Below are 23,172 nucleotides of genomic sequence, written 5' to 3'. Positions count from 1 at the left end.
CCTTTTTCATAGGTTCACCGTTCGGAGAATACAATCGGCCCTATACCCGGAAAACTGTTCTACCGTCGAAAACTTCAGTTCTTCCCTCTCCGCGCTTTCTAGTTCAAGGCCGAGCTCGGTCTCGACTCTGACCAACAGACGTATGAAATCGGGTGCATCGAGCCCCAACCCGGCCAAGGCTCCTCTTCTTAGCGGCTGCCCGGCATATCCATCGCCTTTAATCTGTATTTCGTTTAGAATTTGATAAATTCGGTTAGCACTTGGCTGACTTTCTGCCTCAAGGCGCACTTTCTCGTCCATGGCTGCTGCCCGTACCGGATTCGGGAGCGCGGCGAAGTCCGTTTTGCCGTTGAAGGTCAAGGGGATCTGATCGATCTGTACCAGAAATGCAGGTAACATCTAATCATCTGTCCTTTCTACTAGAGCGTGTCTTTAAACTGGAAGGGCTTTGGGGATCAAAACCTCTGTTTATTCTCATTTGCGGACCCAGACGACCTTATCTGCTCTGCGTTTTATCTAAAAACGGCCATTAGGGAGAAATAACTGCACTAGAGTCCGTTTCCTACTGTAACAGGCTAAAAACCCCAAATAGGTGCAACCCGGTCCGTTCGTGCTCAGAGCCAGGAATACACTTTCCAGACGCACACACGTCTTATCAACTCTTTGATGTAATCGTTTACGTAATCGTTTACTTAATCCTGACTTTTCCATTATAAACAGATCATTCAATAAAGTCTATTAGAAATCTTAAGGGAATTGAGAGTATTTAATTCACACTCACCTTCCCATCTCCCCGGCAAGCCTCACCAGACGCCGGATGCCCTCCCGCAGCACACCTTCACTGGCAAAAGAATAGCTGAGCCGCAGCCAGGATTTCATTTCACCGAGCGGATCGCAAATTTCTCCCGGTATGAAGGAGATCGACTGTTCCATGCTGCGGTCAAATAATGCTGCCACAGAGATGGATTCCGGCAGCTTCACCCACAGGTTCAGCCCGCCCTCCGGCGCTGTCCATTCCCAACCGGCAGAAGCCAGCTCCTCCTCCACAATTTCCTTATGCACCTGGAGCGCAATGCGCAGCTTGCCGAGATGCCGCTGCAGCCGCGGCGAGGTGTAATAATGCAGGAAAATCTTCTGGTTAAGCAGCGGCGTCCCGTTATCTGCCAGTGATTTGGCGGTAATCAGCCGTTCCATAAACGGATAACGGCAGGCGACCGCACAGATACGCAACCCCGGAGCGACATACTTGCTGAAGCTGCTGATATAAATGACCCAGCCCTCCGTATCATAGGCAAAAAACGGCGGCGGCGGCTTCTCCCCGAAATACATATCGCGGAAGGGATCATCCTCCACCAGCAGGCAGCGGTACCGCTCGGCCAGTTCAACCATCAGCTTACGCTGCCGCGCCGGGACAGTATATCCGGTCGGATTATGATGGGTCGGATTCATGTAGAACATCCGCGGCTTGTGCCGGCGCATCAGCTCCTCCACCGCCTCCAGATCATAGCCCTGCGGTGTAATCTCCACTGGTATAAGCCGCGCACCGGCCCGGCGAAAAATATCCATAGCTGTGCTGTACGTCGGGCGCTCCACCAGCACATTGTCCATCGGCCCAAGCACAATACCGGCGATCAGATTGATCGCCTGCTGCGCACCCGAGGTGATCAGCAGCTCCTGCGTCGACAGCTGCAGCCGGTGCTGATCGTGGAAATGGCGGCTCAGCGTTCCGCGCAGCTCCTCATCGCCCTGAACAGAGGAATAGGTTCCCATGACCTTCGGATAAAGGTCAAACACTTTTTTCACATAATCGGACAGGAACAGGTTCGGCAGCAGATTCGGATCAATAAGCGCCTGCGAAAATTGGTATTGGACCGGCATCCGCTGGATATCGGATAAGGGATTCGTCAGTGAATAAGTGGATACCGCTGCCCCTTCGCTTGAACCATTGCCTAGTGCCCTGTCGCCCGGAGATACATAATAACCGGATTTGTCTTTCACATAGACCTTGCCGTCCTCAGTCAGCACCCGGTAGGCCTTGAATACCGTCAGCCGGTGCACCTTCAGCTCTTCCGCCAGCAGACGGATCGAGGGCAGCTTATCATGTGCCTTCCATTCCCCACGTTCCATCCGGTTTAGCATGAAATTGCACACCTGGCGGAACAAGGGATGACTTTGGTCCGCTCCCGTAGCTTTTTTCAACGTAATCCGCCCTCCCTGTGATAACCGCATATTGCAGCTCTTCTGCAAAACCTCTTTCCCGTATTGTACCTCATTATTACTCTCATCTGTTCTGCTGTCTGCAATCTGTTCTGTCCCCACCCCTATATGATTAACAAAATGATTCTACTGGACTGCCATATTAACTTTACAAAGGGGAACTGGATATGATTCTGTTGGCTTACTCTCTTGTCTGTCTGATCTTCGGCACTACCTTTTTAGCGATTAAAATTGGTGTGGATGCCGGAGCGCCGCCTTTTTTCTCAGCAGGAATCCGTTTCTTTATGGCAGGAGCAATATTGTTCCTCTGGATGGTCTGGAAAGGCAAAGCAAGCTTCTCCCTGCTGCTGCGCAAAGAGATGCTGTTCACCGGCGCCACGCTGACCTTCGGAACCTTCGCCGGGCTGTACTGGGCAGAGCAATATGTATCCTCCGGGCTTGCCGCCGTGCTGTCAGCTACCGGACCGATGATGATTCTGCTGCTGCAGACCGCTTTATTCCGTCAAAAAGCTCCGTCGTATTCGATCTACGGCTGTATCATCGGCTTCACCGGCGTTCTGCTGCTGGTTCTGCCCAGTCTGGCGATTGAGGTCTCCCCCTTGTGGCTCATCGGCTGCGCTGCCGTGCTGATTGGGGAATGCTGCTATGCGGCGGGGGCAATTTACTCCAAAAAAGTAACCACAACCTTCTCCGGGGTTTCACCCGTCGCGCTGAATGCAGCACAAATGATATATGGCGGAGCGCTCCTGTTCATCCTGTCGCTCTTCACCGAGAATGTGCATCCCGGGTTTCTGCTCTCATTCAAAACCGCCGGCTCGCTGCTCTACCTGACCGTTATCGGCTCCATGGTTGGACACACCTTGTTCTACTGGCTCGTCGCCAAGACGAATCCCGTCTTTCCGTCGACTTGGCTGTATATTTCGCCGCCGATCGCCGTTGGTGTGGGTCTTGTATTCTACGGGGAAGCTGTAAGCTGGTTAACCGTCCTCGGGGTATTCACCATCATTGCCGGAACCGTGCTTGTGAATGCGGGAGCGCTGAAGCAGCTGATCTTTAAACAAAAACCCCCTGCCCCGATTCTTCAAAAAGGAAGCATTGAGGCTCTTCCACAGGAATAAATATTGTATATTTCCTAAACAACAGAGCAGCCTGGACCCTGAAAAAATGGGCTCCAGGCTGTTTTATTGTTGTCTTTCCCTATTTTTCTACGCAGCTCAGTTCATTACTGTTCCTCATGGCTGAAATGAAAATTCAAAAAAAATATTATATATGACATACTATATGTTGCATAATTGATTATTATTGCGTATTATATAACCAAGTTAGGGGATTTTTTTACCATTAGGACGTCTAATTGAAAGGGGGATCTTGCTTAACAGAACTCCTTTTCTATAGAGGAGCACCTGATTGTATCCGGAAAGTGGAGGAAACCTGTGATTGAACTGACATCCCGTCAAATGCAAATCATTGACATTGTAAAAAAAAGAGCGCCGATTACCGGCGACCAAATTGCGGAAACCCTGAATCTCAGCCGGCCTACCATCCGCAACGACCTGTCCATCCTGGTCATGCTGGAATACATTGATGCCAAGCCAAAGGTCGGATATTTCCCCGGCAAGAAAGCGGCTCAGCGTCAAGGCAGCAGCTCTCTGCTGCAGGAAACCAGAGTCAGGGATATCCAGAGCATCCCGATTATTATCCGCGAGACGACAACCATTCAGGATGCCGTGGTTACGCTGTTCCTGCAGGATGTCGGCACGCTTATTATTTGCGATGGCGACGGCAAACTGGCCGGTGTCGCCTCACGCAAAGATTTCCTGAAGGTAACGCTCGGCAATCCCGGCGCAGTATCCATGCCGGTGAGTATGGTAATGACCCGCCAGCCCAAGGTAGTAACCGTTTCTCCCGATGACCCGGTGCTTGAGGCCGCGCATAAAATGATTGTTCACGAGGTAGACAGTCTGCCGGTGGTTGTGCCCAGCGGCACGGAGGAAACCGGCCCCAAGCTTGACGTGGTAGGGCGCCTGACCAAAACCTCCATCGTAAAGCTTCTCCTCGATCTAGAAGCCAAAGGATAACGGAGGAATCGAAACGCATGGAGCAATCTTCACACTTCATTACAATCTGCTCAGATTCGATAGGAGATACAGCGGAGGCGGTTGTGCAGGCTGTCATTCACCAATTTCAGAATCAGCGGGTTACCATCAGAAGATACGGCAATGTAAGACATGAGGACGAACTGCGGAAGCTGATGGAGGAAACTTCGCAGCTGCAAGGTTTTGTCGCCTATACACTGGTCCAGCCGGAGCTCCGGGAGATGATCCGTGAAGAGGCTGTCCGGCTCGACCTGAGGATTGTCGATATTATGGGCCCGATGATGCAGGCCTTCATCGACACTTTCGACGATGCGCCTCAAGCCCGGCCGGGGCTGCTGCATCAGCTCGACGAGGATTATTTCCAGCGGATCGAAGCGATCGAATTCACGGTTGCCAGTGATGACGGGCGCGATCTTGGCGCGATGCTTAAGGCCGATATTGTGCTGCTCGGCATGTCCCGCACCTCAAAGACTCCGCTCAGCATTTTTCTGGCCCACCGGGGCAAAAAGGTCGTCAATTACCCTGTGGTCCCCGAGATCGGCCCGCCGCAGCAGCTGATGAGTCTGCCGCCGAACCGGATCATCGGCCTTACGATGAAGCCGGAAACTATGCTGAAGATCCGTTCGGAACGCCTTAAGGTACTGGGGTTGCCGGCAGGCTCCCAATATGCCAGTCTTGAACGTATTACAGAAGAGACGGAGTATGCCGCAGGGCTTTTTGCCAAGCTGGGCTGCCCTGTCATAGATATTACGAACAAAGCCATTGAGGAGACAGCGGGAATTATTATGGGATATATCTCCGATTCTCCGGAAACACCGGAAACATCCACACTAAAAATGTAATGGAGGGAAAGCATATGGAACGCGAATTAGCACTGGAGATTGTACGGGTAACTGAATTGGGCGCTTTATCCTCGGCCCGCTGGATTGGCCGGGGTGATAAACATGCGGCAGATGATGCTGCTACAACCGCTATCCGTTCCATGTTCGATTCCGTCTCCATTGACGGGACTGTCGTCATTGGCGAAGGCGAGATGGATGAAGCACCTATGCTCTACATCGGAGAACGGGTCGGGAACAAAAGCGGCCCTTCCGTTGACGTGGCTGTTGATCCGCTGGAAGGCACCGAGGTGGTAGCCTGCGGACTGCACAATGCCCAGTCGGTGATTGCCATTGCCGACCGGGGCAGCCTGCTGCATGCTCCCGACATTTATATGGAGAAGCTCGCCTGCGGCCCCGAGCTGGCCGGCAGGCTCAGCCTCGCAGATCCTGCCGGGGTTACGCTGCGCAAGGCCAGCCTGATCACCGGCAAATCGCTCTCCGAGCTGACGGTGATGGTGCTTGACCGCAAGCGGCATGAAGAGCTGATCCGCAGCCTGCGCGAAGCGGGCGTACGGATCAAGCTGATCGGCCACGGCGATGTGGCCGGGGCTATCGCCGCCGCGCTGCCAGACAGCGATGTGGATCTGTACATGGGCTCCGGCGGAGCGCCCGAAGGCGTGCTTGCTGCCGCCGCGCTGAAATGCCTTGGCGGAGAGCTCCAGGGAAGACTGCTGCCGGAGGGCCCTTTTGAGATGCAGCGCTGCCTGCATATGGGTATCGACAATCCGACACGCATTCTGTCCATGGAGGATATGGTCGGGACGGGCGATGTTATCTTTGCCGCCACCGGGGTCACCTCCGGTGAATTCCTGAACGGAGTCCGCTTCATCGGCAAGGAACGCGCTGAGACGCATTCTGTCATCATGCGGTCACAGAGCCGGACGATCCGTTATATCCGCAGCATCCACTTCCTGCCCGGCAAGGAGATTCCGCAGGGCTACTCGGCCAGACCGAATGCGGCTTTTATGTAAAGAGCCTAACCTGTAGCGCAGAGGATATTCCATCATAACATCAAAACAAGGTTTCCCCGGGGCCCGAAAAGGACCTTGGGGAAACCTTGTTTTCACTTATAGTGACGGAGTTAAACAGGAAACTTTCGCTTAATGCATCCGGCTGTGGTCTCTCAGCAGTTCATCGCTGGAATCGAGCTTCACCTTGCCTGTTTTGTCCACCCGTGCTTCCTCGCGTTTCACTGTATCCTTAACCTGTTCAGTGCCCTGGACTTCACGTTTATGAATGTCCACTTCACCGGTGACTACTGTGTTCCTGCGAACCTCCACTTGCTCTTCACTTACAGGAATGCGGATCGTCTCATCTTTTCCGATGGGGGTATCCGTAGAGTCATTATTGACAGATCTTCGCTCAATTACAATCTCCTCATGGGTAACCGGTACATTGATCGTTTTCTGCTCTTCAATAATTTCCTTGCGCACCTGGACTTCACCAGTCTGCACCTTGTTCTTGGACACATCCAGCTGTTCCTCACGCAGGCGCAGCTTGCGGGCTTCGTCCTCATCCGTGAATGGATCTGATCCGGTTCGATCCAAATTCGCTATGCCGTCCGGAGTTCCGGAATATACATCCCCTGTCATTCCCGGCCGGTTCACATCATCCAGCGCCCGTGTTTCAGGAAGATCATGAACAGGAGCAGAATTCATTGTATCCAGCCCCGTATCCTGACGTCCCTCCAGCCCTGATCCGTTAAATGCAGCATCCACCGTGTCTGTTACTGAATTGCGGGCTGTCCCCGTAACATCTCCAGCTGCCATATTATCATCCATATAACGGTCGGCATTGGCTGAATTGTGGCTGCGGAACACAGAATATGCTTCTTCGGCCCGTGTATTATCCGCATCCACCATAACCAGAATACGACCTTCATCTACATAATTATCATAACTTTCCGCTTCATCCTCAGGAATGCCGAGACCAATCAGTCCACCAACCAGTCCGCCGGTTCCTGCACCAACAGCAGCTCCTGCCAATGTCGCGGCAATCGGTCCTGCGGCGAGTATCGGTCCGATTCCCGGTATGGCCAGCGCACCGATTCCTGCAAGAAGCCCGGTGACACCGCCCAGCAAACCGCCGGTAGCCGCACCGGATGCCATACCTTCTGGCGCCTTGGTGCCCATCTCATTGTTAATCGCGTCAACATCATCTTTGTTTCTGGCAATCACGGAGATATCCTCTGTCAGAAACCCTTGGTTCTTCAAGTCTTCAATGGCCCGTGAAGCTTCATGCTCGGTATAAAATACACCTACTATTTTCTTATTCATAACGATTCCCTCCTGATAGTTAAAGTATGATGTTGCATAATCATTCTTTCATAGCTCTTAATTAACCAATCGATCCTGCGCTAAACTGCTTTACTTTAAATTTAAAGGAGAGTCCTCAATTATATTTCTCAAACAGGAAATACTCTGGGAAATAAGGGAAATGACACTTTTTGTTCAAACATCTGCTTGGAAAGTTAACTAATCTAACACTAATCTCCCGGATTTATCCTATATATGTAGCCTTTTAGAACAATGCTCTCAACCTCATTACAGAGTTTGCAAAAGAGACTATACTCCTCCTAAAGATACGTCCACTACCCACAAGATCGAGGAGGCTTAACCATGAATATGCGTTTAAAGGTGTTAAAAAAACATCTGCTCTTCTGCTGCAGCGAGCACTGCAACAATCAGGAGGTAGAGGATGTTATGCAGGCTTTCAAGGAACAGCTCGTAGAGCAAGGCATCCATAAAACGGTTAAAATCAACAAAACCAGCTGTCTCGGGCTATGCGGCAACGGACCGTTTGTTATCGTCTACCCTGACGGCATCTGGTACTACAATGTGACGACAGACGATGTTCCGCGCATCGTGGAAGAGCATCTGGTAAACGGCGAGCCTGTGGAAGAGCTGGTGATGCTGAAAATGGAGGCATAATCCAGCCTGCTCTGCGAGTCCCTCCCCTCCAAAAGGGGGATGGGACTTTTTGCGGTTTATCCGCCGTTTCGAATCTATTGTATAATGGGGGCATATCCCGGGCGTTGTCCAGGACCACCTCATACAGGAAAGAGGCTGAATCATGGCCATATTCAAATATAATTCACAGCGTCCGTTCCGGGGGAATTCCGATCTGCATCTTCATTATTGGGGACGGGAGCAGTGTGCCCCCGGTCATACCGTTGGACCCTGTGTACGCGATTTGTACAAAATCCATTTCATCCACGAAGGTACCGGCAAGGTGGCCGTCGGTGAAGAGACACATACACTTCAGGCGGGTCAGGCCTTTCTGACCTATCCGCATATCGTGACTTCTTACAGGGCTGACCTGAATACGCCTTGGAATTATTCATGGATTGCTTTTACCGGAGAAGAAATTGAATACTTGCTGTCCAAAACCTCGCTGTCGCCGGAGTATCCCGTCTTTCCGATGGATGAACTGCTTATGCCCTCATTGTATGATCGGCTGACAGAGGCAGCGGACCGCAGTGATTGCTTGAATCTGCCGCTCAAAGCGATGATGTATGAGTTCTTCTCCCTCCTGCTGAGCAAGGTACCGGCGGCCAAGGATGTATTCCCGATTCCGCGCCAAAAAAGCATTTACGTCGAGCAATGCCTCCACTTCCTGCATGCCCATTACTGTGAAAATGTCACAATGGAGATGATGTCATCTTCCCTTAGGCTGGACCGCAAATACGTATCCGCATTATTTAAACGGACCATCGGCCTTCCGCCGCAGCAGTATCTGCTAAATTACCGGATCGCCAAGGCCTGTGAGCTGCTGACGGAGACCGATTGTACCATCGGTGAGATCTCGCGTTCCGTCGGTTATCAGGACCCGCTGCTCTTCTCCCGCATGTTTAAGAAGGTCAAGGGATGTTCCCCCAAAGGATACCGCCTCCAGCATGCCGATAATGACATTGTTCTATAAACATCTTCCTTGCTGACATACGTTTGTCGCCGTGCATTCGCTACAATAGGAACATACCCGGCAATATAGTAAACGCTTCCGAGGCAAGTTTTGTACGAAGTTACACAAAGAAGCTGATGCTCACAAACCTTAGTCATGCTTCCGAAGCGAGTTTTATTGCGAAGGATGTATGGAAGTAATGCTCCATAAAACTTTTAGGAGGAAAACAAATTGTACAACGCGAATCCTGAACGCTACGACCAGATGAAATATAACCGCACCGGCCGAAGCGGCCTGCTCCTGCCTGCCATTTCGCTCGGGCTGTGGCATAACTTTGGCGGCAATGACGTCTTTGAGAACGGCCGCGCAATGGTCCGGCGGGCCTTCGATCTGGGGATTACCCATTTTGACCTCGCCAATAACTATGGTCCGCCCGCTGGCTCTGCCGAGGAGAGTTTCGGCCAAATTCTTAAGAAGGACTTCACTACTTACCGGGATGAGCTGATCATCTCCAGCAAAGCCGGATATTATATGTGGCCCGGCCCTTATGGCGAATGGGGCTCGAAGAAAAATCTCGTCGCAAGTCTTGATCAGAGTCTGAAGCGGATGGGCCTTGATTATGTCGATATTTACTATCATCACCGTCCGGACCCGAACACGCCGCTGGAGGAAACCATGAGTGCGCTGGATCTCTTGGTGCGCCAAGGCAAAGCGTTGTATGTCGGCATTTCCAACTACAGTGCCGAGCAGGCGCGCGAGGCCGCTCAAATCCTCCGCCGTCTGGGCACACCTTGCCTGATTCACCAGCCCAACTACTCCATGATGTCCCGCTGGATCGAAGACGGCCTGCAGGATGTGCTTGCCGAAGAAGGCATCGGCACCATCGCCTTCTCACCGCTGCAAAAAGGCATCCTGACCGACCGTTATCTAAACGGAATTACTCCGGATTCCCGCGCAGCCGGCCCCAGTGTATTCCTCTCGGAGAAGGAAATTACCGAAGAGGTCATCGGCAAGGTACGCAAGCTGAATGAGCTGGCAGCCGCACGCGGCCAGAAGATGTCGCAGCTCGCCTTGTCGTGGGTGCTTCGCGGCGGCAAAGTCACCTCGGCACTGATTGGCGCAAGCAAGGTAAGCCAGATCGAAGATGCCGTGGCATCCTTGAACGCCCCTGAGCTCAGCGCGGAAGAATTAGAGCAGATCGAAACGATCCTGCGGGGATAACCCTGCACATCACAATAAAGACGGCAATCGCGTCCATACAGCCGGCAGGCTAAGGCGGCGCGCGATTGCCGTCTTTTGGCATAGGAATGGTATAATGGACACAAAAACAGCACAGAAGGGGTTGCAGAATGAACAAAAACCGTTTGGGCCAATCCGATTTATATGTAAGTGCCATGGGCCTTGGCTGCATGTCTCTGGGGACCGATGAGACTCATGCTGCGGCGATCATTCACGAAGCGCTGGAGCTGGGCATTAATTTCCTCGATACTGCGGATCTATATGATGAGGGACGGAATGAAGAAATCATCGGCAACGCGGTGCGCCATCGGCGTGCGGACATCATCCTGGCTACGAAGGTCGGCAACCGCAGAATCCCCGGCAAAGAAGGCTGGAGCTGGGACCCTTCCAAGGCCTATATTAAATCAGCAGTAAAAGAGAGCCTCCGCCGGCTGCAGACAGATTATATCGATCTCTATCAGCTGCACGGAGGAACGATCCAGGACCCCATCGACGAGACGATTGAGGGCTTTTGAAGAATTGAAGCAGGAAGGCCTCATCCGTTATTACGGGATCTCCTCGATCCGCCCCAATGTGATCCGGGAATACGTGAAGCGCTCCGCTATTATTAGTGTGATGAGCCAATACAGCATCCTGGACAGACGGCCCGAGGAAGAGATCCTGCCTTTACTGGCGGAGCATGGAATCAGCCTGATCGCCCGGGGGCCGCTGGCCGGAGGTATATTGACCGAGCAAGGGCGCAGCCGGACAGGCAAGGCGTACCTTGATTATGAAACCGGAGAACTGCCTGGGCTGCAGGAGCATTTGCAGCAATCCACCGGTTCCCGTACCCTGACGCAAACAGCACTTCACTACCCGCTGGCGCATCCCGCTGTGGCCGCGATCATCCCCGGCGCGAGCAGTCTTGCGCAGCTGCAGCTGAATATTGCAGCCGCCACGGCCTCCCCGCTCTCTCCGCAGGAGCTTGAGGCCGTCCGTCGCGTAAGCAAACCAAACCGCTACACAGTACACCTTTAATTCAATACACAAAGAAGAGGTTATCCCTAGACTGTTGCCGCAGCCGGGATAGCCTCTTTTTCATCGAACTCTGCTGCATTGAGCCAACGCCTGTAATGCCCTCTACGTCAGCCAAAAAACTGTGTAATATACAGCATTGCGAGCAATCCGAAGATAAACGAATAGGTGGAGGGCCGCTCATAGCCATGACTATGACTCTCGGGAATCAGCTCCTTATAGACGATGAAGAGCATGGCTCCGGCAGCAAAAGCCAGTCCGTAACCTACAGCATTATTATGCAAATAGCTGGCCGTGCAATAGCCGATGACTGCCGACACCATCTCCATAAGACCGGTTAAACCGGCCATGAACAGCGCTTTTCGCCGGGTTGCCTGCGAATTCATCAGGAAGATAGCCAGAATCAGTCCCTCCGGCATATTTTGCGCACCAATGGCAATTGCCACCATAGGACCCAGGCTGGCCTGCTCGCTGGCATAGCTGAAACCTGTGCTGAGACCCTCGGGAATGTTGTGGATGAACAATGCGATCAAAACAAGCAGCGCCTTGGAATCCATGTTGGTGAATCCGGGCTTGTTCTCCACGTCGATATGCGGGATGTTGTTCTCGATCAGATCGAGCAGCAGCACACCGGTAATCAGTCCCAGCGTCAGAGCGATGATCCCCGACTCTCTCATCGCTTGCGGCATTAGGCCAAAGGTAGACGCGGAAACCATAATTCCGGCGGTGAAGGCGACCAGCACATCCTTCCACAGCTCGGAAAGTTTTTTCACAAACAGGATGGGAACCACTCCAAGAACAGTGGCCATCGCCGATAAAAAGCTGCCAAGCAGCGCAGTCGCCAAGTCTTCAACCCCTTTTATGGACAGGACCCTTTAGACAAGCTTATGCTTGCGGCAGCTTTCATTATGTCTGCTTGTTGATTTTTCTCTAGGGTGATGGGATCAGCGGTAAGGTCATCAGGTCTTCGTCCAGATAACTGCCGTTCAGCTTCACCGCATTCCGCTCCGTCCCGTAGCAGGTAAATCCCAGCGATTGATACAGCCGGATGGCCGGAAGGTTATCTGAGAATACTGCCAAATTAAGGATTTCAAGTCCTGGAGACTGCTTGGCCCTCACAATCAGCTCCGTCATCAGCAAATGCCCCAGCTTCTGCTTCCGTGCCGAGGGATTTACATACATGGCGTATACATTGCCTTTATGGCTGATCTTGTATCTGCTCTCACGGACTAAAGTGACCACGCCAACCAGCTCCTCCCGCCCGTTAAAGCCGCCGAGTGTGAATTTGCCGTCCCCCGCCTGGAGCCTGGCCCGGGTTATCTCTATCGGCATTCCCAACTCCGCTTCATAGGAGCTGAGGAAAGCCTCAGGGTGGTTCAACAAGGACTGCAGCCGAATCTCGCGGTATATTTCCGCATCAGCGGAATTAAGAACTCTTATGTACATAGGGGTTATCCCTCCTGCGCCTGAAATGGAAGATTTATTCCAGATTATAGGCCATTGTTTTGAATTAGGAGATTATAATTTTAATATTTTAAATACAAAAACCTACATCAACCCTTCGCTTTTGCGCAATTTCATCGTTCATTAAGCCTATTTTTTTACAAAAAACTACTTTTATCTACAATAAAAAGCTAATATCACTTAGGTAGACCTATTTTTCTCAAAGGAGGGTTAGTCTCCTTAGTATTCACCTTTACAAAAGTACTATTAAACGAAAGCTGGTGTCGTATTGAGAAGGAAGAACAAGGTACGCAGAAATACTCTTATTGTACTATTATGTATTTGTTTGAATCTAATGTCCTTTGGTCAAGCTTTTGCCGCATCCGGTGCTTCCGGGACTTCCGTTGCAGCAAAGGACATATCCGGCCACTGGTCAGAGAATGTCTTAAAAGCATGGCAGCAGCAAGGGTTACTTTCAGGCTATCAAGATGGAACCCTGCAGCCTGACCACAAGATTACCCGCGCGGAATTTGCAGCATTGATTAACAAATCTTTCGGTTATACAAACACAGCGGAAATCGCTTATAAAGATGTTAAAGCAACTAATTGGTTCTACGCGGACATTGCAAAAGCAACTGCCGCAGGATACATAAAAGGATACACCGATCAGACGTTTAGACCTAACCAGCCGCTTACCCGTGAAGAAATGGCTGCCATTGTGAGCTCTATTCTTAAGCTGAGCGCCACCGATTCACCTGCTGCATTTTCGGATACAGCTGTAGGCCACCAGTGGAGCAAGCTCCAGATTAATGCCATTGCCCAAGCTGGCCTTATGAGTGGAAATGATCAAAAATTCAGACCGCTCGACACAGCCACCAGAGCAGAAGCAGTCAGTGTGCTTGACCGGGCATTGAAGTTTGAAGCTTCCAAATCCTCTGAGAAGGTCGTTTATGACAAAGCCGGTAGCTATGGCCCGGAGACAGGTCTTACTACAGTAAAGGGTTCGGTATATATCGAAGCGCCCGGAGTTGTACTGAACAACACGCTTATCACAGGTGATCTTGTGATTGGTGAAGGCGTTGGCAAAGGTGATGTGACGCTAAAGAATGTCACTGTCAAAGGCACCACTACCATTGCCGGAGGCGGTAAAAACAGTATCCACGTAGTGGATTCAGTCCTGGTAACCGTCATTGTCAATAAAAAAGACGGAAGTATCCGAATCGTTACTGAAGGTGCCAGCTCGGTTGAACAGATCACGCTGCAATCCGGTGCGCTACTGGAAGAAGGCAGCGGCACAGGCAGCGGCTTCGGCAATGTCGATCTCTCCGCAGCAATTCCGGCAAATGCACAGGTATCCTTAGCCGGATCCTTCGAGACGGTGGATGTTATGGCAACCTCCATTCAAGTAAACCTGAATTCCGGTTCGATCGGCCAGCTTCAAGTGGCTCCCGGCGCCGGAAATACGGGAATTGACATTACAGGTGGAGCCCGCATCAATGCTCTAATTCTAAATGCCATTGCCAGAGTAACCGGAACAGGCTCCATTGGCACTGCCTCAATCAATGCCAACGGTTCAACTCTTGCCCAGAATCCTGAGCATGTAAACTACGGCAATAATGCAACAGCTGTCATCGGCACTCCGGTTGTTTCGGGAGGTGGTTCATCCGGTGGTTCATCTGGTGACTCATCCGGCGGTTCAAACGGCGGTTCAAACGGCGGTTCAAACGGCAGCAATCCAGGCACTGTGACAGAGACAGTGTATGGCTTTGAAGGCGTAATTACGGATGTAGACGATCAGCCCGTAGCAGATATGACAATCCATTTCCGTAGAGGCCTCGGAGCAACTACAGGCGAAATCGCAGCAACTGTGGTTACGGATGCGGCAGGTAAATATTTTGCCAATCTGGCCCCTGGCGTTTACACTGGTGAATTATCAAAATCCGGATTTATTACTACTCACGTTGTTGGTGTTTCCCTGAGTACTCATAAAAACATTAACCAGAATGCCACAGCAATCAAAGTCCCTGCCGAAGCCGAGATCCGAGTTGTTCTCACCTGGGACTTGCTTCCGCTGGATGAAGATTCACATCTGATTGGCGCTGCACCCAATAATAGGTCATTCCATACCTGGTACAGCGATAGAGTATATAGTTATAATAATGAAACTTATGCCGATCTGGACCATGATGATGTAGATTCTTACGGCCCGGAGACGACTACAATTCGTAAACGTGTGGATGGAAAATACACCTTCTTCGTTCACAACTTCAGCGGAAACGGCACAGCCCAAGCGAACACTTTAACCGCTTCCGGTGCCAAAGTAGAGATTTACAACGGCCACAATGCTACGCCTGTTAAAACGTACCACATTCCTGTTACAGACACCAAGATGCTATACTGGTACGTTTTTGATATGAACGTATCCGGCAGCGAATTGACCTTTGTGGACAAGAACATGCTGACAGACACGGCTCCAAAGTCTGATCTTGATCAAGACAATGGTCAGGACACTGAGAGTCCTACTGTTAATACAAACTTCCTGAGTGTAGAAAATCATGCCGGTGCCAATGACGTTGTAAATGTGAGAAGCCTTGCACCCGGAGATGTGGTTTCTGTCTACGCAGACGAGATTGACCACAGCCAGTTATTGCAAACTGCAACAGTGCCCGCAGGCTCAACCAGCGTTAAGCTGACCGGTCTTGATTTCGGTGCAGACAGCACCACTGTCTATATTTCCTTAAAGAAACCGAACCATTCGGAGAGCCATGCTGTACCTATATCTGTCTACTCAGAAGCTCAATATGCCGAACTGGAAACAACGATTGACGGTGCATTTAAGAATCAGGTATTGCCTGGCACACTGTCTGTGGGAGATGTGGTTTATCTGCCTGATCCACAGCAGCCGCTGCCAAGGGATCTCCGTGTAACTGTGTTGAATTATGATGGCCCATCCACAGTGACTGATGATGTATACATCCTAAGAGACTACATGGTATGGTACATGAATTACAACGGCACCGCAAATCCTGTCGACTATAGCATCAAGCTGGAATTAAAACGCGACTTTTCCGCAGTTATCAAAGAAATTATTATTACGGTCCCTAGTGTATTCACCGCGCTGCCTGATTCTGTTGCACTAGCCGATAAAATGCTGCTGGATGGTTCAACTCATCCCGGCCTTGCTGAAGCTGTAACTGCCGCCAAAGCCGTTATAAACAACACCGATGCAACAGCGGCAGATTGGCTCGAAGCCATAAAAGCTCTTCATGAAATTTTTAATCAGATTGCAAGAGAAAACGAATAGTTCATTAAGCAGATTCAAGTATAATTACAACTTAACACCAAACAGCCAGGCTTCCCGGAGCCTGGCTGTTTGGTGTAGCTATAGCTACTGCGGTTTGTTATAGCTACTGCGGAGTCTGTAAAATATATTGTGTAAACTCTCAAACCCATTAAAATGGAAGTAAGAGAAAGGATGGGGAGAACACATGGGACTTTGGTCAAAACAGCAACTTCGAGAATTTATTAAGGAGAATAATCTGGTTACAGCACAAGATGCACAGAATGCCTTAAAAGATCTATTCGCAGAGACAATTCAGGAGATGCTGGAAGCCGAAATGGATACCCACTTGGGCTATGGAAAGCATGAAGTGAAGGCGAAGCTCACGCCAAACAGTCGGAACGGAAAGAGCCGTAAAACGGTAGTGAGTGAGTACGGCGAACAGGAGATCACCGTCCCTCGGGACCGGCTGGGGGAGTTTGAGCCTCTGGTCGTCAAGAAGCATCAATCGAATGTAACGGGCATCGAAGAGCAGATTATCGCCTTATATGCCAAAGGGATCAGCACCAGAGAAATTCAGGATCATTTGGGGCAGATGTATGGCATTGAAGTCTCCCCTACGCTCATTTCCAATGTGACGAACAAGATTGTGCCTCTCATTAAAGAATGGCAGAATCGTCCGCTGCAGGGCGTCTATGCGGTTGTCTATCTGGATGCGATCCACTTCAAGGTCAAGCAAGACGGGGCCATTATCAACAAGGCCGCCTACATGGTCATTGGCATCGATCTGGACGGAAATAAAGACGTGCTGGGCATGTGGATTGGTGAGAATGAGTCCTCCAAGTTCTGGCTGAGCGTGCTGAATGAGCTTAAGAATCGCGGGGTCCAAGATATCCTCATTATCTGCGTGGATAATCTGTCCGGATTCTCCCAGGCGATTGCGGCCTGCTATCCCCAAACCGAAATCCAGAAATGTATTATACACCAAATCCGCAGCTCCACCCGTTACGTGTCGTACAAGGACATTAAGAAAGTAACTGCCGATTTAAAGCCCATTTACAAGGCAGCTACCGAGGAAGGTGCCTTGCTTGAACTTGACCGTTTCGAGGAAGTTTGGGGAGCGAAATATCCCCTAATCCTCCGTTCATGGCGAACGAATTGGGACGAGCTCGCTACCTTTTTCAAGTACCCGCCCGAGATCCGCAAACTCATCTACACCACCAATATGATTGAGAGTTACCACCGTCAGCTTCGAAAAGTGACGAAGGGAAAGAGCATCTTTCCTACGGATGAAGCCTTGCTGAAAATGCTCTATCTGGCTACCGTGGACGTCACCCGGAAATGGACAGGACGTGTCCAAAACTGGGGCCAAATGCTACTCCAGCTGTCGGTCTTTTTCCCCGATCGGGTCGGTCAACACTTGCGTTAGTTTGAGAATTCCCCCTCGGGGGAACCTATGCTTAAAAGAGTTTACACAAAATTATTGACAGACCCCTACTGCGTATTGCTATAGTTTCTGCGTTTGTTATAGCTTCTGCGTTTTGTTATAGCTTCTGCGTTTTGTTGTAGCTTCTGCGTATTGCTATACTTGAGAACTGTACTTGAGAGCTGTATTTGAAGGCTGCGCTCAAGAAGACTGTGGCTATACTCATAAGGATAGTTGTACTCTGTGCAGCTAAAATGCACAAATCACACACCCTCTGGGAGTTAGATGTATTTCGTACACTTAAAATTCGCAATCCGAGCCAACTACGCTAGATCGGGCAAATATAAGTGTACGGAGTGCAACTATCTGTAATTTGTCTTCAAAACCCCTGAATTTAGTTGTACGAAGTACACTTAGCCGACTTAAACTGTTAATGTTTCTGCACTCACCCCAATTTATATCTCTTAGGCCCCGATACTACTGCTATTAACTTACTATGCCGCTTTTACTCCGCACTAATTGTCTAATCGGCCTACTAACCAACTCACCTGCGGATGCTTTAATCCTCCGACGCTGCTTCCTCGCTCCTACTCAATTCCTTCGTCCCTCAAGCACCCGCTACTCAAACAGACTCAAATACCGCCCCAGACCGTTTGCCTCCAGCTCCTCCTTGGGAATAAACCGCAGTGCGGCGGAGTTGATGCGGTAGTGCTGCTTCGTTGGCTCCGGGCCGTCGTGGAACAGATGTCCCAGATAGGCTCCGCTCAACCTGCTCCGCAGCGCCGTCCGTACTTGACCGCTGCTGTAGTCCGCTTCCCTGCGGATCAGCCCCTCCTCAATAGGTCTGGTAAAAGCTGGCCAGCCGGTGCCGGAATCGAATTTATCGGCTGAGCTGAACAGCGGATCGCTGCTCAGCACGTCAACATATAGCCCTTCACGAAAATGGTCCCAATATTCATTCTGGTACGGCGGCTCCGTACCCTTGTTCTGCGTGACTTCGTATTGCAGCCCGGTCAGCTGCTTATGCAGCCGCTCCCGGTCTTCGCGGTTGTTCCAGTACTGCTCAGCGAATTCGCCTCGGCCCGAGCCTTTCAGGTACATTTTATAATCCATCGGGTGGGTCTTATAGTAATCCTGATGCAAGGCCTCCGCCGGATAAAATGGAGCCGCAGGCAGAATCTCCGTCACAATCGGAGCTTTGAACCGCTTGCTTGCCTTCAGCACCTCCTTCGAAGCTTCCACCTTCTCCCGTTGCTCTTCGCTGTGCACGAAGATCGCCGTCCGGTAAGAATAGCCCCGATCCATAAATTGCCCGCCTTTATCGGTAGGATCTATGAGCTGCCAATATATCTCCAGCAGACGCTCATACGGGAATAGCTCAGGCTCATAGGTAATCTGCACTGCCTCAATATGCCCTGTCGTCTCCGTTCCCACTTCCTCATAAGTTGGATTAACTGTATGCCCGCCGGTATAGCCTGACACCACAGAAACAATGCCCGGCAGCTCGTCGAACGGCTTGACCATACACCAGAAACAGCCGCCGGCGAAGGTGGCGAGTTGTTGTACAGCTTTATCTCCATTCATCCAGAACAACTCCCTCCGAATTTAGTCCAGGCAATTCATCATCCGTCCATGCCGGAATTCCATTATATATGAATATCCTGCTTCTCCAAAGAAATCAGGGCCACCGGCAAGCAAACGAGGATAACAATAACCGGAATGAGCACCGCTTGAATGTAATCTCCCGCACCCGAAAGCAGGATCTGCTCCGAGTCGGCTACATACATCCCGGAAAATTTCATGATTTGCGTCATCAGGGAATGATCCGATACCCATTTCAAGAATGCCGAAGACGAATCCTTGAGATAACCTGTAAGAAGAAAATTACCGAAGATAAAGAAAAAGGTTGCCACCACGGCGGAAGCCGCTTTACGGATCAGCACCCCCAGCATCATGATTACGGCGCAATAAGCCGCCAAATACAAGACATTCAATCCGAAAGCCCTGAACGCCTGAATGGAATCCTCTCTTAAGCTTTCCATTCCGATAGGAGATCCGGTAACGAGCGCCGCAGCCAGATATAAGATGGAGAAGAGTCCGAAAAATTGCAGCAGCCACCAAAAAATCGCCAGCAGCTCCAGCATATATTTACCCATATAATACCCCGGCCGGCTCTGCCCCGAAGCGATTATATTCTGCACCGAACCGTATTCAAAACCTTCTGTAGAGAAAAAGCAGGCATGCATCGGGATAACCAGATATAGAAACAGGGAGAATGAACCGGCGAGCTTTAAGGGCTGCATGGGACTGCTTAATTCATATCCGCCATGGTTCCCGATGATCACAACCAGCAGAATGGATCCCAGCACAAAAACAGCATTGATGCTTTTGAACGCCAGATCTTTTCGCAAATAATAAATTTCAGCCTGCAAAAAATTCCTCATTGACCTTTGCCTCCAATCAGATCCATATAATAGTGTTCCAGATTAGGCGCGGACAGGTTGAACCCTTCAACCGGAATTCCCTGCTGCAGGAGAACCGTCATCAGCTGCTCTAAATCTGCGACTGCCTTAGGAATTTCAATGGCCCCGGCAGTATTGATGGAGATGTCCTCAAGCTGCAGCTTCTCCTTCAAAAAAGCCATAGCAGCAGCCGGATGAGGTGTTGAAATTGTAATCATTGACTGTGCCGATTGCAGTAATTCTCCGGCAGAGACTTCTTTGATCAGCCTACCCTGATGTATGAACCCGTATTTAGTTGCCAGCAGCTGAAGCTCACCCAGAATGTGGCTGGAGATCAATATCGTTACCCCCTGCTCATGCGCCAGCAGCTCCAGAATCCTCCGCATTTCCACAATCCCTACAGGGTCCAGCCCGTTGATGGGCTCGTCCAGCACAAGGAACTTCGGATGGTTAAGCAGCGCGATGGCAAGTCCGAGACGCTGGCGCATGCCGAGGGAATATTGCGAGGTTTTTTTGCTTCCGGTATCCGTTAATGCTACAGTCTGCAAAACCTCCCTGATTCTTGCTTTATCCTGAATGCCAAAGATCCGGCAATAAAAACCCAGGTTCTCCTCTGCGTTCATATGCGGATAAAGAGACGGCGTTTCAATCAGAAACCCAACCTGCCGCCTGGCATGGATGAGCTCCTGCTTTTCCCGCTGCCCGAACAGTGAAACTTCTCCGCTTGTCGGGTGTACAAGCCCGCCGATCACTTTCATCAGCGTACTTTTTCCGGCACCATTCTCCCCGACAAATCCGTAGATATCCCCCTCTTCAATGGTCATATTCAAATGCTGAAGCGCAAACGCGGAGCCATATTTTTTAGTCAGCCCTCTGGTTTCGAACACATGCGGTTTCAATCAGAACACTCCTTCATCTCGCAGATATGTCTACCCGGCAACCTTATCATGGGTAAGCGGTCCGGGTGCACAGTCTGCTATTTTTAGGCAGGTTATTGTCGTTTTTAAGGAGCATTTTCATAACATCTGGCCCGCTTTTCCCTGGAAATGTATAATAGAGCGATAAATACGGAACGGAGTGAAGGCATGATTCATATCGCCGTTTGTGACGACGATCTGCAGGCTGCAGGACAGATTGAGAACCTGATTTTAGATGCCCGGCACCAATGTTCGGAAGAGCTTGAGGTATCCCTCTATTACTCCGGGGAAAGTTTCGCCCAGGCTCTTCAGGCCGGAGAGCGCTTTGACCTTATTTTCATGGATATAGAAATGGGTGGAATGGATGGAATTACAGCAGGGCAAGTGCTGCGGGAAGATGACGGAAATGATCTTGTACAATTGATTTATATTTCCAGCCATGAGCAGTATCATCTGCAGCTGTTCGATGTGCGGCCGTCGGGTTTCATTAAGAAGCCGGTTGAACCGGAAGCATTCATACATAAGCTTATTCCCGCCTTGCAAAAGGCCATACGTACCCGCCAGCAGGGCAAAACCAACTTCCTGCCGGTACAGCAAAAAGGAAAGGAGCTGCTGATCCCTTTTCGGGACATCCTCTATTTGGAGAGCAGCATCAGACGGGTTTCCCTTATCACGAAGGACAGGGAGATCCAATATTACGGCATACTTAAGGATGAGGAGCGCAAGCTGCCCGGCGGTCATTTTGTGCGGATTCACCAATCTTATATTGTGAACTTTTTCTTTATTAAAGAAATCAGTGCGAAGAGGGTTACGCTAGTCAGCGGCAAGGAGCTGCCGGTCAGCGAGAAGCACAGCATATCCGTGAGGAAAGCCTACCTCAGCTTTAGGGGGACGCTCGTATGAATACCATGCTGCGGGAAGAGCTGCTGTATCTCATCACTTTTCCGCTGATTCCCGTAATCCTTCATTATTTCTTCAGCCGCAGCTTCACCTGCCGGATCAAGAGCAAACCTTACCTTGTCCTGATCTACGCTCTATATATGGCGTGTCATCTCGTGCTGCATCATATCCAGCTTCCGGACATGGTTCTGCTCACCGCAAATATTGTCTTGATCTTCTTGTTATCACTGCTCTACCGGGGGGATAACCTGTGGAGGGGGTATTGCGCCTTTTTTGTTATGGCTCTCATCTTTCTTGGCGAAGCCGTGATGCCGTTTGCGTATACGGATAGCGGATACATAGCAAACCTCTTTCTTTCCAAGCTGCTGGTATTGTCTCTCGTATACCTTTTGCTGCGAATCACCAAAGGGGAAGGACGCGGTAATTTGGCGGGATGGTACTGGAGTCTGCTGTTGGTCTGTCCTGTTCTGAGCGTTATTACTTTGGTCTCGCTGTCGGACAACTTCTTCTTCCAGGCGTATCCCAACCTGTTCCCCGTGGTACCTACCCTGCTGCTGGCAATCAACTGCCTGATTTTTGTGCTCAGCGACCATATCCTGTGCGTGCAGTCCGAGAGAAGCAAACGTCTGCTGCTGGAACAGCAGAACACCTACTATGTTAACCAATATCTGATGACCCGGGACAAGCAGGAGGAAGCCTTCAAATTTCAGCATGACTTCAAAAATATCCTGCTTGGCCTGCGCGCAGGGCTTGCCAAAGATGAGGAAACTTCCGTCCATGAACTGGACCGTCTGCTGGGCACGATTGGACAGCCTGCAGGGAGCTGCGATACCGGAAACCCGGTCATTGATGCGATGATCAGCTACAAGGAGCAGACCGCAGGCAGCTATGACACCCCCTTTCGCTTAGAGCTGAACATTCCGCCGCAGCTTGAGCTGGACACTACGGTGATCAGCGTCATTCTCGGCAATACGCTGGACAATGCAATTGAAGCCTGCCGGGAGACCCTTAATCAGGAGCGTTATGTCTTGATCCATATGCATTATCTGAATGACAGCTTGTTCATAAAAATTCAGAATCCGTATGCCCATGAAATCAGCACCAACCGTTATGGTGAAATCTCTTCGACCAAGACCGATACACGGTCGCATGGCATCGGACTGCGAAACATCCGGAAAACTGTGGAGGAATGGGGCGGCCTGCTGGATATTTCCTATGACAGCGGCCTGTTTCAAGTGGAGGTCGTTCTGTTCCATATCACAAGAAAGCTTGCCTCTTCTGGTTGAAGCCGCGGCAGAGCATTACCTTAACCGGAGCCAGCGGATATATCGGGCAGCATTTACTGAAGCAGTTAACGGACGAATATCATGTAATTGCATTATCCAAGACATGAGACT

20 protein-coding genes and 1 pseudogene are annotated in these 23,172 nt (G+C 50.6%); 13 read left to right on the top strand and 8 right to left on the bottom strand.

Going from position 1 to position 23,172, the window contains the following annotated elements:
- Window positions 1-6 precede the first annotated feature (6 nt).
- On the bottom strand, window positions 7-399 hold the full coding sequence (locus NST07_RS05725) for a hypothetical protein (protein WP_341090192.1): 393 nt from the start codon (window positions 397-399) through the stop codon (window positions 7-9).
- Window positions 400-777: 378 nt separating this feature from the next.
- The gene (locus tag NST07_RS05720) at window positions 778-2,199 is read right to left on the bottom strand and encodes a PLP-dependent aminotransferase family protein (protein WP_342481194.1); all 1,422 of its coding nucleotides are present in this window, start codon (window positions 2,197-2,199) and stop codon (window positions 778-780) included.
- A 185-nt stretch (window positions 2,200-2,384) separates the two neighbouring features.
- On the opposite strand from NST07_RS05720, the gene NST07_RS05715 reads away from it, so the two are divergent.
- The 4 genes from NST07_RS05715 (at window position 2,385) to glpX (ending at window position 6,165) form a co-directional block, all read left to right on the top strand.
- Complete coding sequence (locus NST07_RS05715) at window positions 2,385-3,335, top strand: EamA family transporter (protein ID WP_341090189.1); 951 nt, start codon at window positions 2,385-2,387, stop codon at window positions 3,333-3,335.
- Window positions 3,336-3,674: 339 nt separating this feature from the next.
- Entirely contained in the window at window positions 3,675-4,295 is a 621-nt protein-coding gene (locus NST07_RS05710) for a helix-turn-helix transcriptional regulator (RefSeq protein ID WP_052092453.1), read from the top strand.
- A gap of 17 nt (window positions 4,296-4,312) precedes the next feature.
- Window positions 4,313-5,155, top strand: a complete 843-nt coding sequence (locus NST07_RS05705) for a pyruvate, water dikinase regulatory protein (protein WP_342481193.1) — start codon at window positions 4,313-4,315, stop codon at window positions 5,153-5,155.
- Between the two features lie 14 nt (window positions 5,156-5,169).
- A complete protein-coding gene (glpX, locus tag NST07_RS05700) occupies window positions 5,170-6,165 on the top strand; it encodes a class II fructose-bisphosphatase (protein ID WP_342481192.1) in 996 nt (331 codons plus the stop codon).
- Window positions 6,166-6,294: 129 nt separating this feature from the next.
- Here glpX and NST07_RS05695 read toward each other — a convergent pair whose 3' ends face one another.
- Complete coding sequence (locus NST07_RS05695) at window positions 6,295-7,470, bottom strand: YsnF/AvaK domain-containing protein (RefSeq protein ID WP_342481191.1); 1,176 nt, start codon at window positions 7,468-7,470, stop codon at window positions 6,295-6,297.
- A gap of 342 nt (window positions 7,471-7,812) precedes the next feature.
- Here NST07_RS05695 and NST07_RS05690 point away from each other — a divergent pair, with 342 nt between their 5' ends.
- From NST07_RS05690 to NST07_RS05675, 4 genes and pseudogenes are all read left to right on the top strand, one after another.
- Window positions 7,813-8,124, top strand: a complete 312-nt coding sequence (locus NST07_RS05690) for a (2Fe-2S) ferredoxin domain-containing protein (protein ID WP_076114424.1) — start codon at window positions 7,813-7,815, stop codon at window positions 8,122-8,124.
- Window positions 8,125-8,266: 142 nt separating this feature from the next.
- Window positions 8,267-9,115, top strand: a complete 849-nt coding sequence (locus NST07_RS05685) for an AraC family transcriptional regulator (protein ID WP_341090182.1) — start codon at window positions 8,267-8,269, stop codon at window positions 9,113-9,115.
- A gap of 243 nt (window positions 9,116-9,358) precedes the next feature.
- Complete coding sequence (locus tag NST07_RS05680; protein ID WP_341380326.1) at window positions 9,359-10,315, top strand: aldo/keto reductase; 957 nt, start codon at window positions 9,359-9,361, stop codon at window positions 10,313-10,315.
- Window positions 10,316-10,443: 128 nt separating this feature from the next.
- Window positions 10,444-11,350, top strand: a pseudogene (locus NST07_RS05675) (aldo/keto reductase).
- Between the two features lie 107 nt (window positions 11,351-11,457).
- Here NST07_RS05675 and NST07_RS05670 read toward each other — a convergent pair.
- The gene (locus NST07_RS05670) at window positions 11,458-12,192 is read right to left on the bottom strand and encodes a ZIP family metal transporter (protein WP_341090179.1); all 735 of its coding nucleotides are present in this window, start codon (window positions 12,190-12,192) and stop codon (window positions 11,458-11,460) included.
- An 85-nt stretch (window positions 12,193-12,277) separates the two neighbouring features.
- Window positions 12,278-12,793: a GNAT family N-acetyltransferase gene (locus NST07_RS05665; protein WP_341090178.1), complete on the bottom strand. Its 516-nt coding sequence runs from the start codon at window positions 12,791-12,793 to the stop codon at window positions 12,278-12,280.
- Window positions 12,794-13,145: 352 nt separating this feature from the next.
- On the opposite strand from NST07_RS05665, the gene NST07_RS05660 reads away from it, so the two are divergent.
- Window positions 13,146-16,094: an S-layer homology domain-containing protein gene (locus tag NST07_RS05660; protein WP_342481190.1), complete on the top strand. Its 2,949-nt coding sequence runs from the start codon at window positions 13,146-13,148 to the stop codon at window positions 16,092-16,094.
- Window positions 16,095-16,278: 184 nt separating this feature from the next.
- On the top strand, window positions 16,279-17,499 hold the full coding sequence (locus tag NST07_RS05655; protein ID WP_342479894.1) for an IS256 family transposase: 1,221 nt from the start codon (window positions 16,279-16,281) through the stop codon (window positions 17,497-17,499).
- A 615-nt stretch (window positions 17,500-18,114) separates the two neighbouring features.
- Here the strand turns inward: NST07_RS05655 and msrA are convergent.
- The 3 genes from msrA to NST07_RS05640 all read right to left on the bottom strand — a co-directional run bounded on the left by msrA (window position 18,115) and on the right by NST07_RS05640 (window position 20,857).
- Complete coding sequence (msrA, locus tag NST07_RS05650) at window positions 18,115-19,080, bottom strand: peptide-methionine (S)-S-oxide reductase MsrA (RefSeq protein WP_342481189.1); 966 nt, start codon at window positions 19,078-19,080, stop codon at window positions 18,115-18,117.
- A 62-nt stretch (window positions 19,081-19,142) separates the two neighbouring features.
- On the bottom strand, window positions 19,143-19,940 hold the full coding sequence (locus NST07_RS05645; protein ID WP_341090174.1) for a hypothetical protein: 798 nt from the start codon (window positions 19,938-19,940) through the stop codon (window positions 19,143-19,145).
- Complete coding sequence (locus NST07_RS05640) at window positions 19,937-20,857, bottom strand: ABC transporter ATP-binding protein (RefSeq protein WP_341090173.1); 921 nt, start codon at window positions 20,855-20,857, stop codon at window positions 19,937-19,939. Before NST07_RS05640 ends, NST07_RS05645 begins: the two co-directional genes overlap by 4 nt.
- A gap of 147 nt (window positions 20,858-21,004) precedes the next feature.
- Between NST07_RS05640 and NST07_RS05635 the strand changes: the two genes are divergently transcribed.
- From NST07_RS05635 to NST07_RS05625, 3 genes are read left to right on the top strand one after another with little or no spacing between them, the layout of a single operon-like run.
- Complete coding sequence (locus tag NST07_RS05635; protein WP_341090172.1) at window positions 21,005-21,778, top strand: LytTR family DNA-binding domain-containing protein; 774 nt, start codon at window positions 21,005-21,007, stop codon at window positions 21,776-21,778.
- Window positions 21,775-23,061, top strand: coding sequence for a GHKL domain-containing protein (locus tag NST07_RS05630; protein ID WP_342481188.1), 1,287 nt, complete (start codon window positions 21,775-21,777; stop codon window positions 23,059-23,061). Before NST07_RS05635 ends, NST07_RS05630 begins: the two co-directional genes overlap by 4 nt.
- Window positions 23,058-23,168: an NAD-dependent epimerase/dehydratase family protein gene (locus NST07_RS05625; RefSeq protein WP_341090169.1), complete on the top strand. Its 111-nt coding sequence runs from the start codon at window positions 23,058-23,060 to the stop codon at window positions 23,166-23,168. The genes NST07_RS05630 and NST07_RS05625 overlap by 4 nt, the downstream gene beginning before the upstream one ends.
- Window positions 23,169-23,172 lie beyond the last annotated feature (4 nt).

Source organism: Paenibacillus sp. FSL L8-0340 (assembly GCF_038593145.1).
Lineage (GTDB): Bacteria > Bacillota > Bacilli > Paenibacillales > Paenibacillaceae > Paenibacillus_AQ.
Note: the sequence above shows the minus strand (reverse complement) of the source record. Positions and strands in the feature narration are given on the sequence as shown.

Excerpts from the sequence above, each read along its gene's own strand:
- msrA (WP_342481189.1), bottom strand. The coding sequence starts at position 19,080 with ATGAATGGAGATAAAGCTGTACAACAACTCGCCACCTTCGCCGGCGGC.
- NST07_RS05690 (WP_076114424.1), top strand. The coding sequence starts at position 7,813 with ATGAATATGCGTTTAAAGGTGTTAAAAAAACATCTGCTCTTCTGCTGC.
- NST07_RS05680 (WP_341380326.1), top strand. The coding sequence starts at position 9,359 with ATGAAATATAACCGCACCGGCCGAAGCGGCCTGCTCCTGCCTGCCATT.
- NST07_RS05685 (WP_341090182.1), top strand. The coding sequence starts at position 8,267 with ATGGCCATATTCAAATATAATTCACAGCGTCCGTTCCGGGGGAATTCC.
- NST07_RS05660 (WP_342481190.1), top strand. The coding sequence starts at position 13,146 with ATGTCCTTTGGTCAAGCTTTTGCCGCATCCGGTGCTTCCGGGACTTCC.
- NST07_RS05715 (WP_341090189.1), top strand. The coding sequence starts at position 2,385 with ATGATTCTGTTGGCTTACTCTCTTGTCTGTCTGATCTTCGGCACTACC.
- NST07_RS05725 (WP_341090192.1), bottom strand. The coding sequence starts at position 399 with ATGTTACCTGCATTTCTGGTACAGATCGATCAGATCCCCTTGACCTTC.
- NST07_RS05655 (WP_342479894.1), top strand. The coding sequence starts at position 16,279 with ATGGGACTTTGGTCAAAACAGCAACTTCGAGAATTTATTAAGGAGAAT.
- NST07_RS05635 (WP_341090172.1), top strand. The coding sequence starts at position 21,005 with ATGTATAATAGAGCGATAAATACGGAACGGAGTGAAGGCATGATTCAT.
- NST07_RS05710 (WP_052092453.1), top strand. The coding sequence starts at position 3,675 with ATGCAAATCATTGACATTGTAAAAAAAAGAGCGCCGATTACCGGCGAC.
- NST07_RS05705 (WP_342481193.1), top strand. The coding sequence starts at position 4,313 with ATGGAGCAATCTTCACACTTCATTACAATCTGCTCAGATTCGATAGGA.
- NST07_RS05695 (WP_342481191.1), bottom strand. The coding sequence starts at position 7,470 with ATGAATAAGAAAATAGTAGGTGTATTTTATACCGAGCATGAAGCTTCA.
- NST07_RS05645 (WP_341090174.1), bottom strand. The coding sequence starts at position 19,940 with ATGAGGAATTTTTTGCAGGCTGAAATTTATTATTTGCGAAAAGATCTG.
- NST07_RS05630 (WP_342481188.1), top strand. The coding sequence starts at position 21,775 with ATGAATACCATGCTGCGGGAAGAGCTGCTGTATCTCATCACTTTTCCG.
- NST07_RS05665 (WP_341090178.1), bottom strand. The coding sequence starts at position 12,793 with ATGTACATAAGAGTTCTTAATTCCGCTGATGCGGAAATATACCGCGAG.
- glpX (WP_342481192.1), top strand. The coding sequence starts at position 5,170 with ATGGAACGCGAATTAGCACTGGAGATTGTACGGGTAACTGAATTGGGC.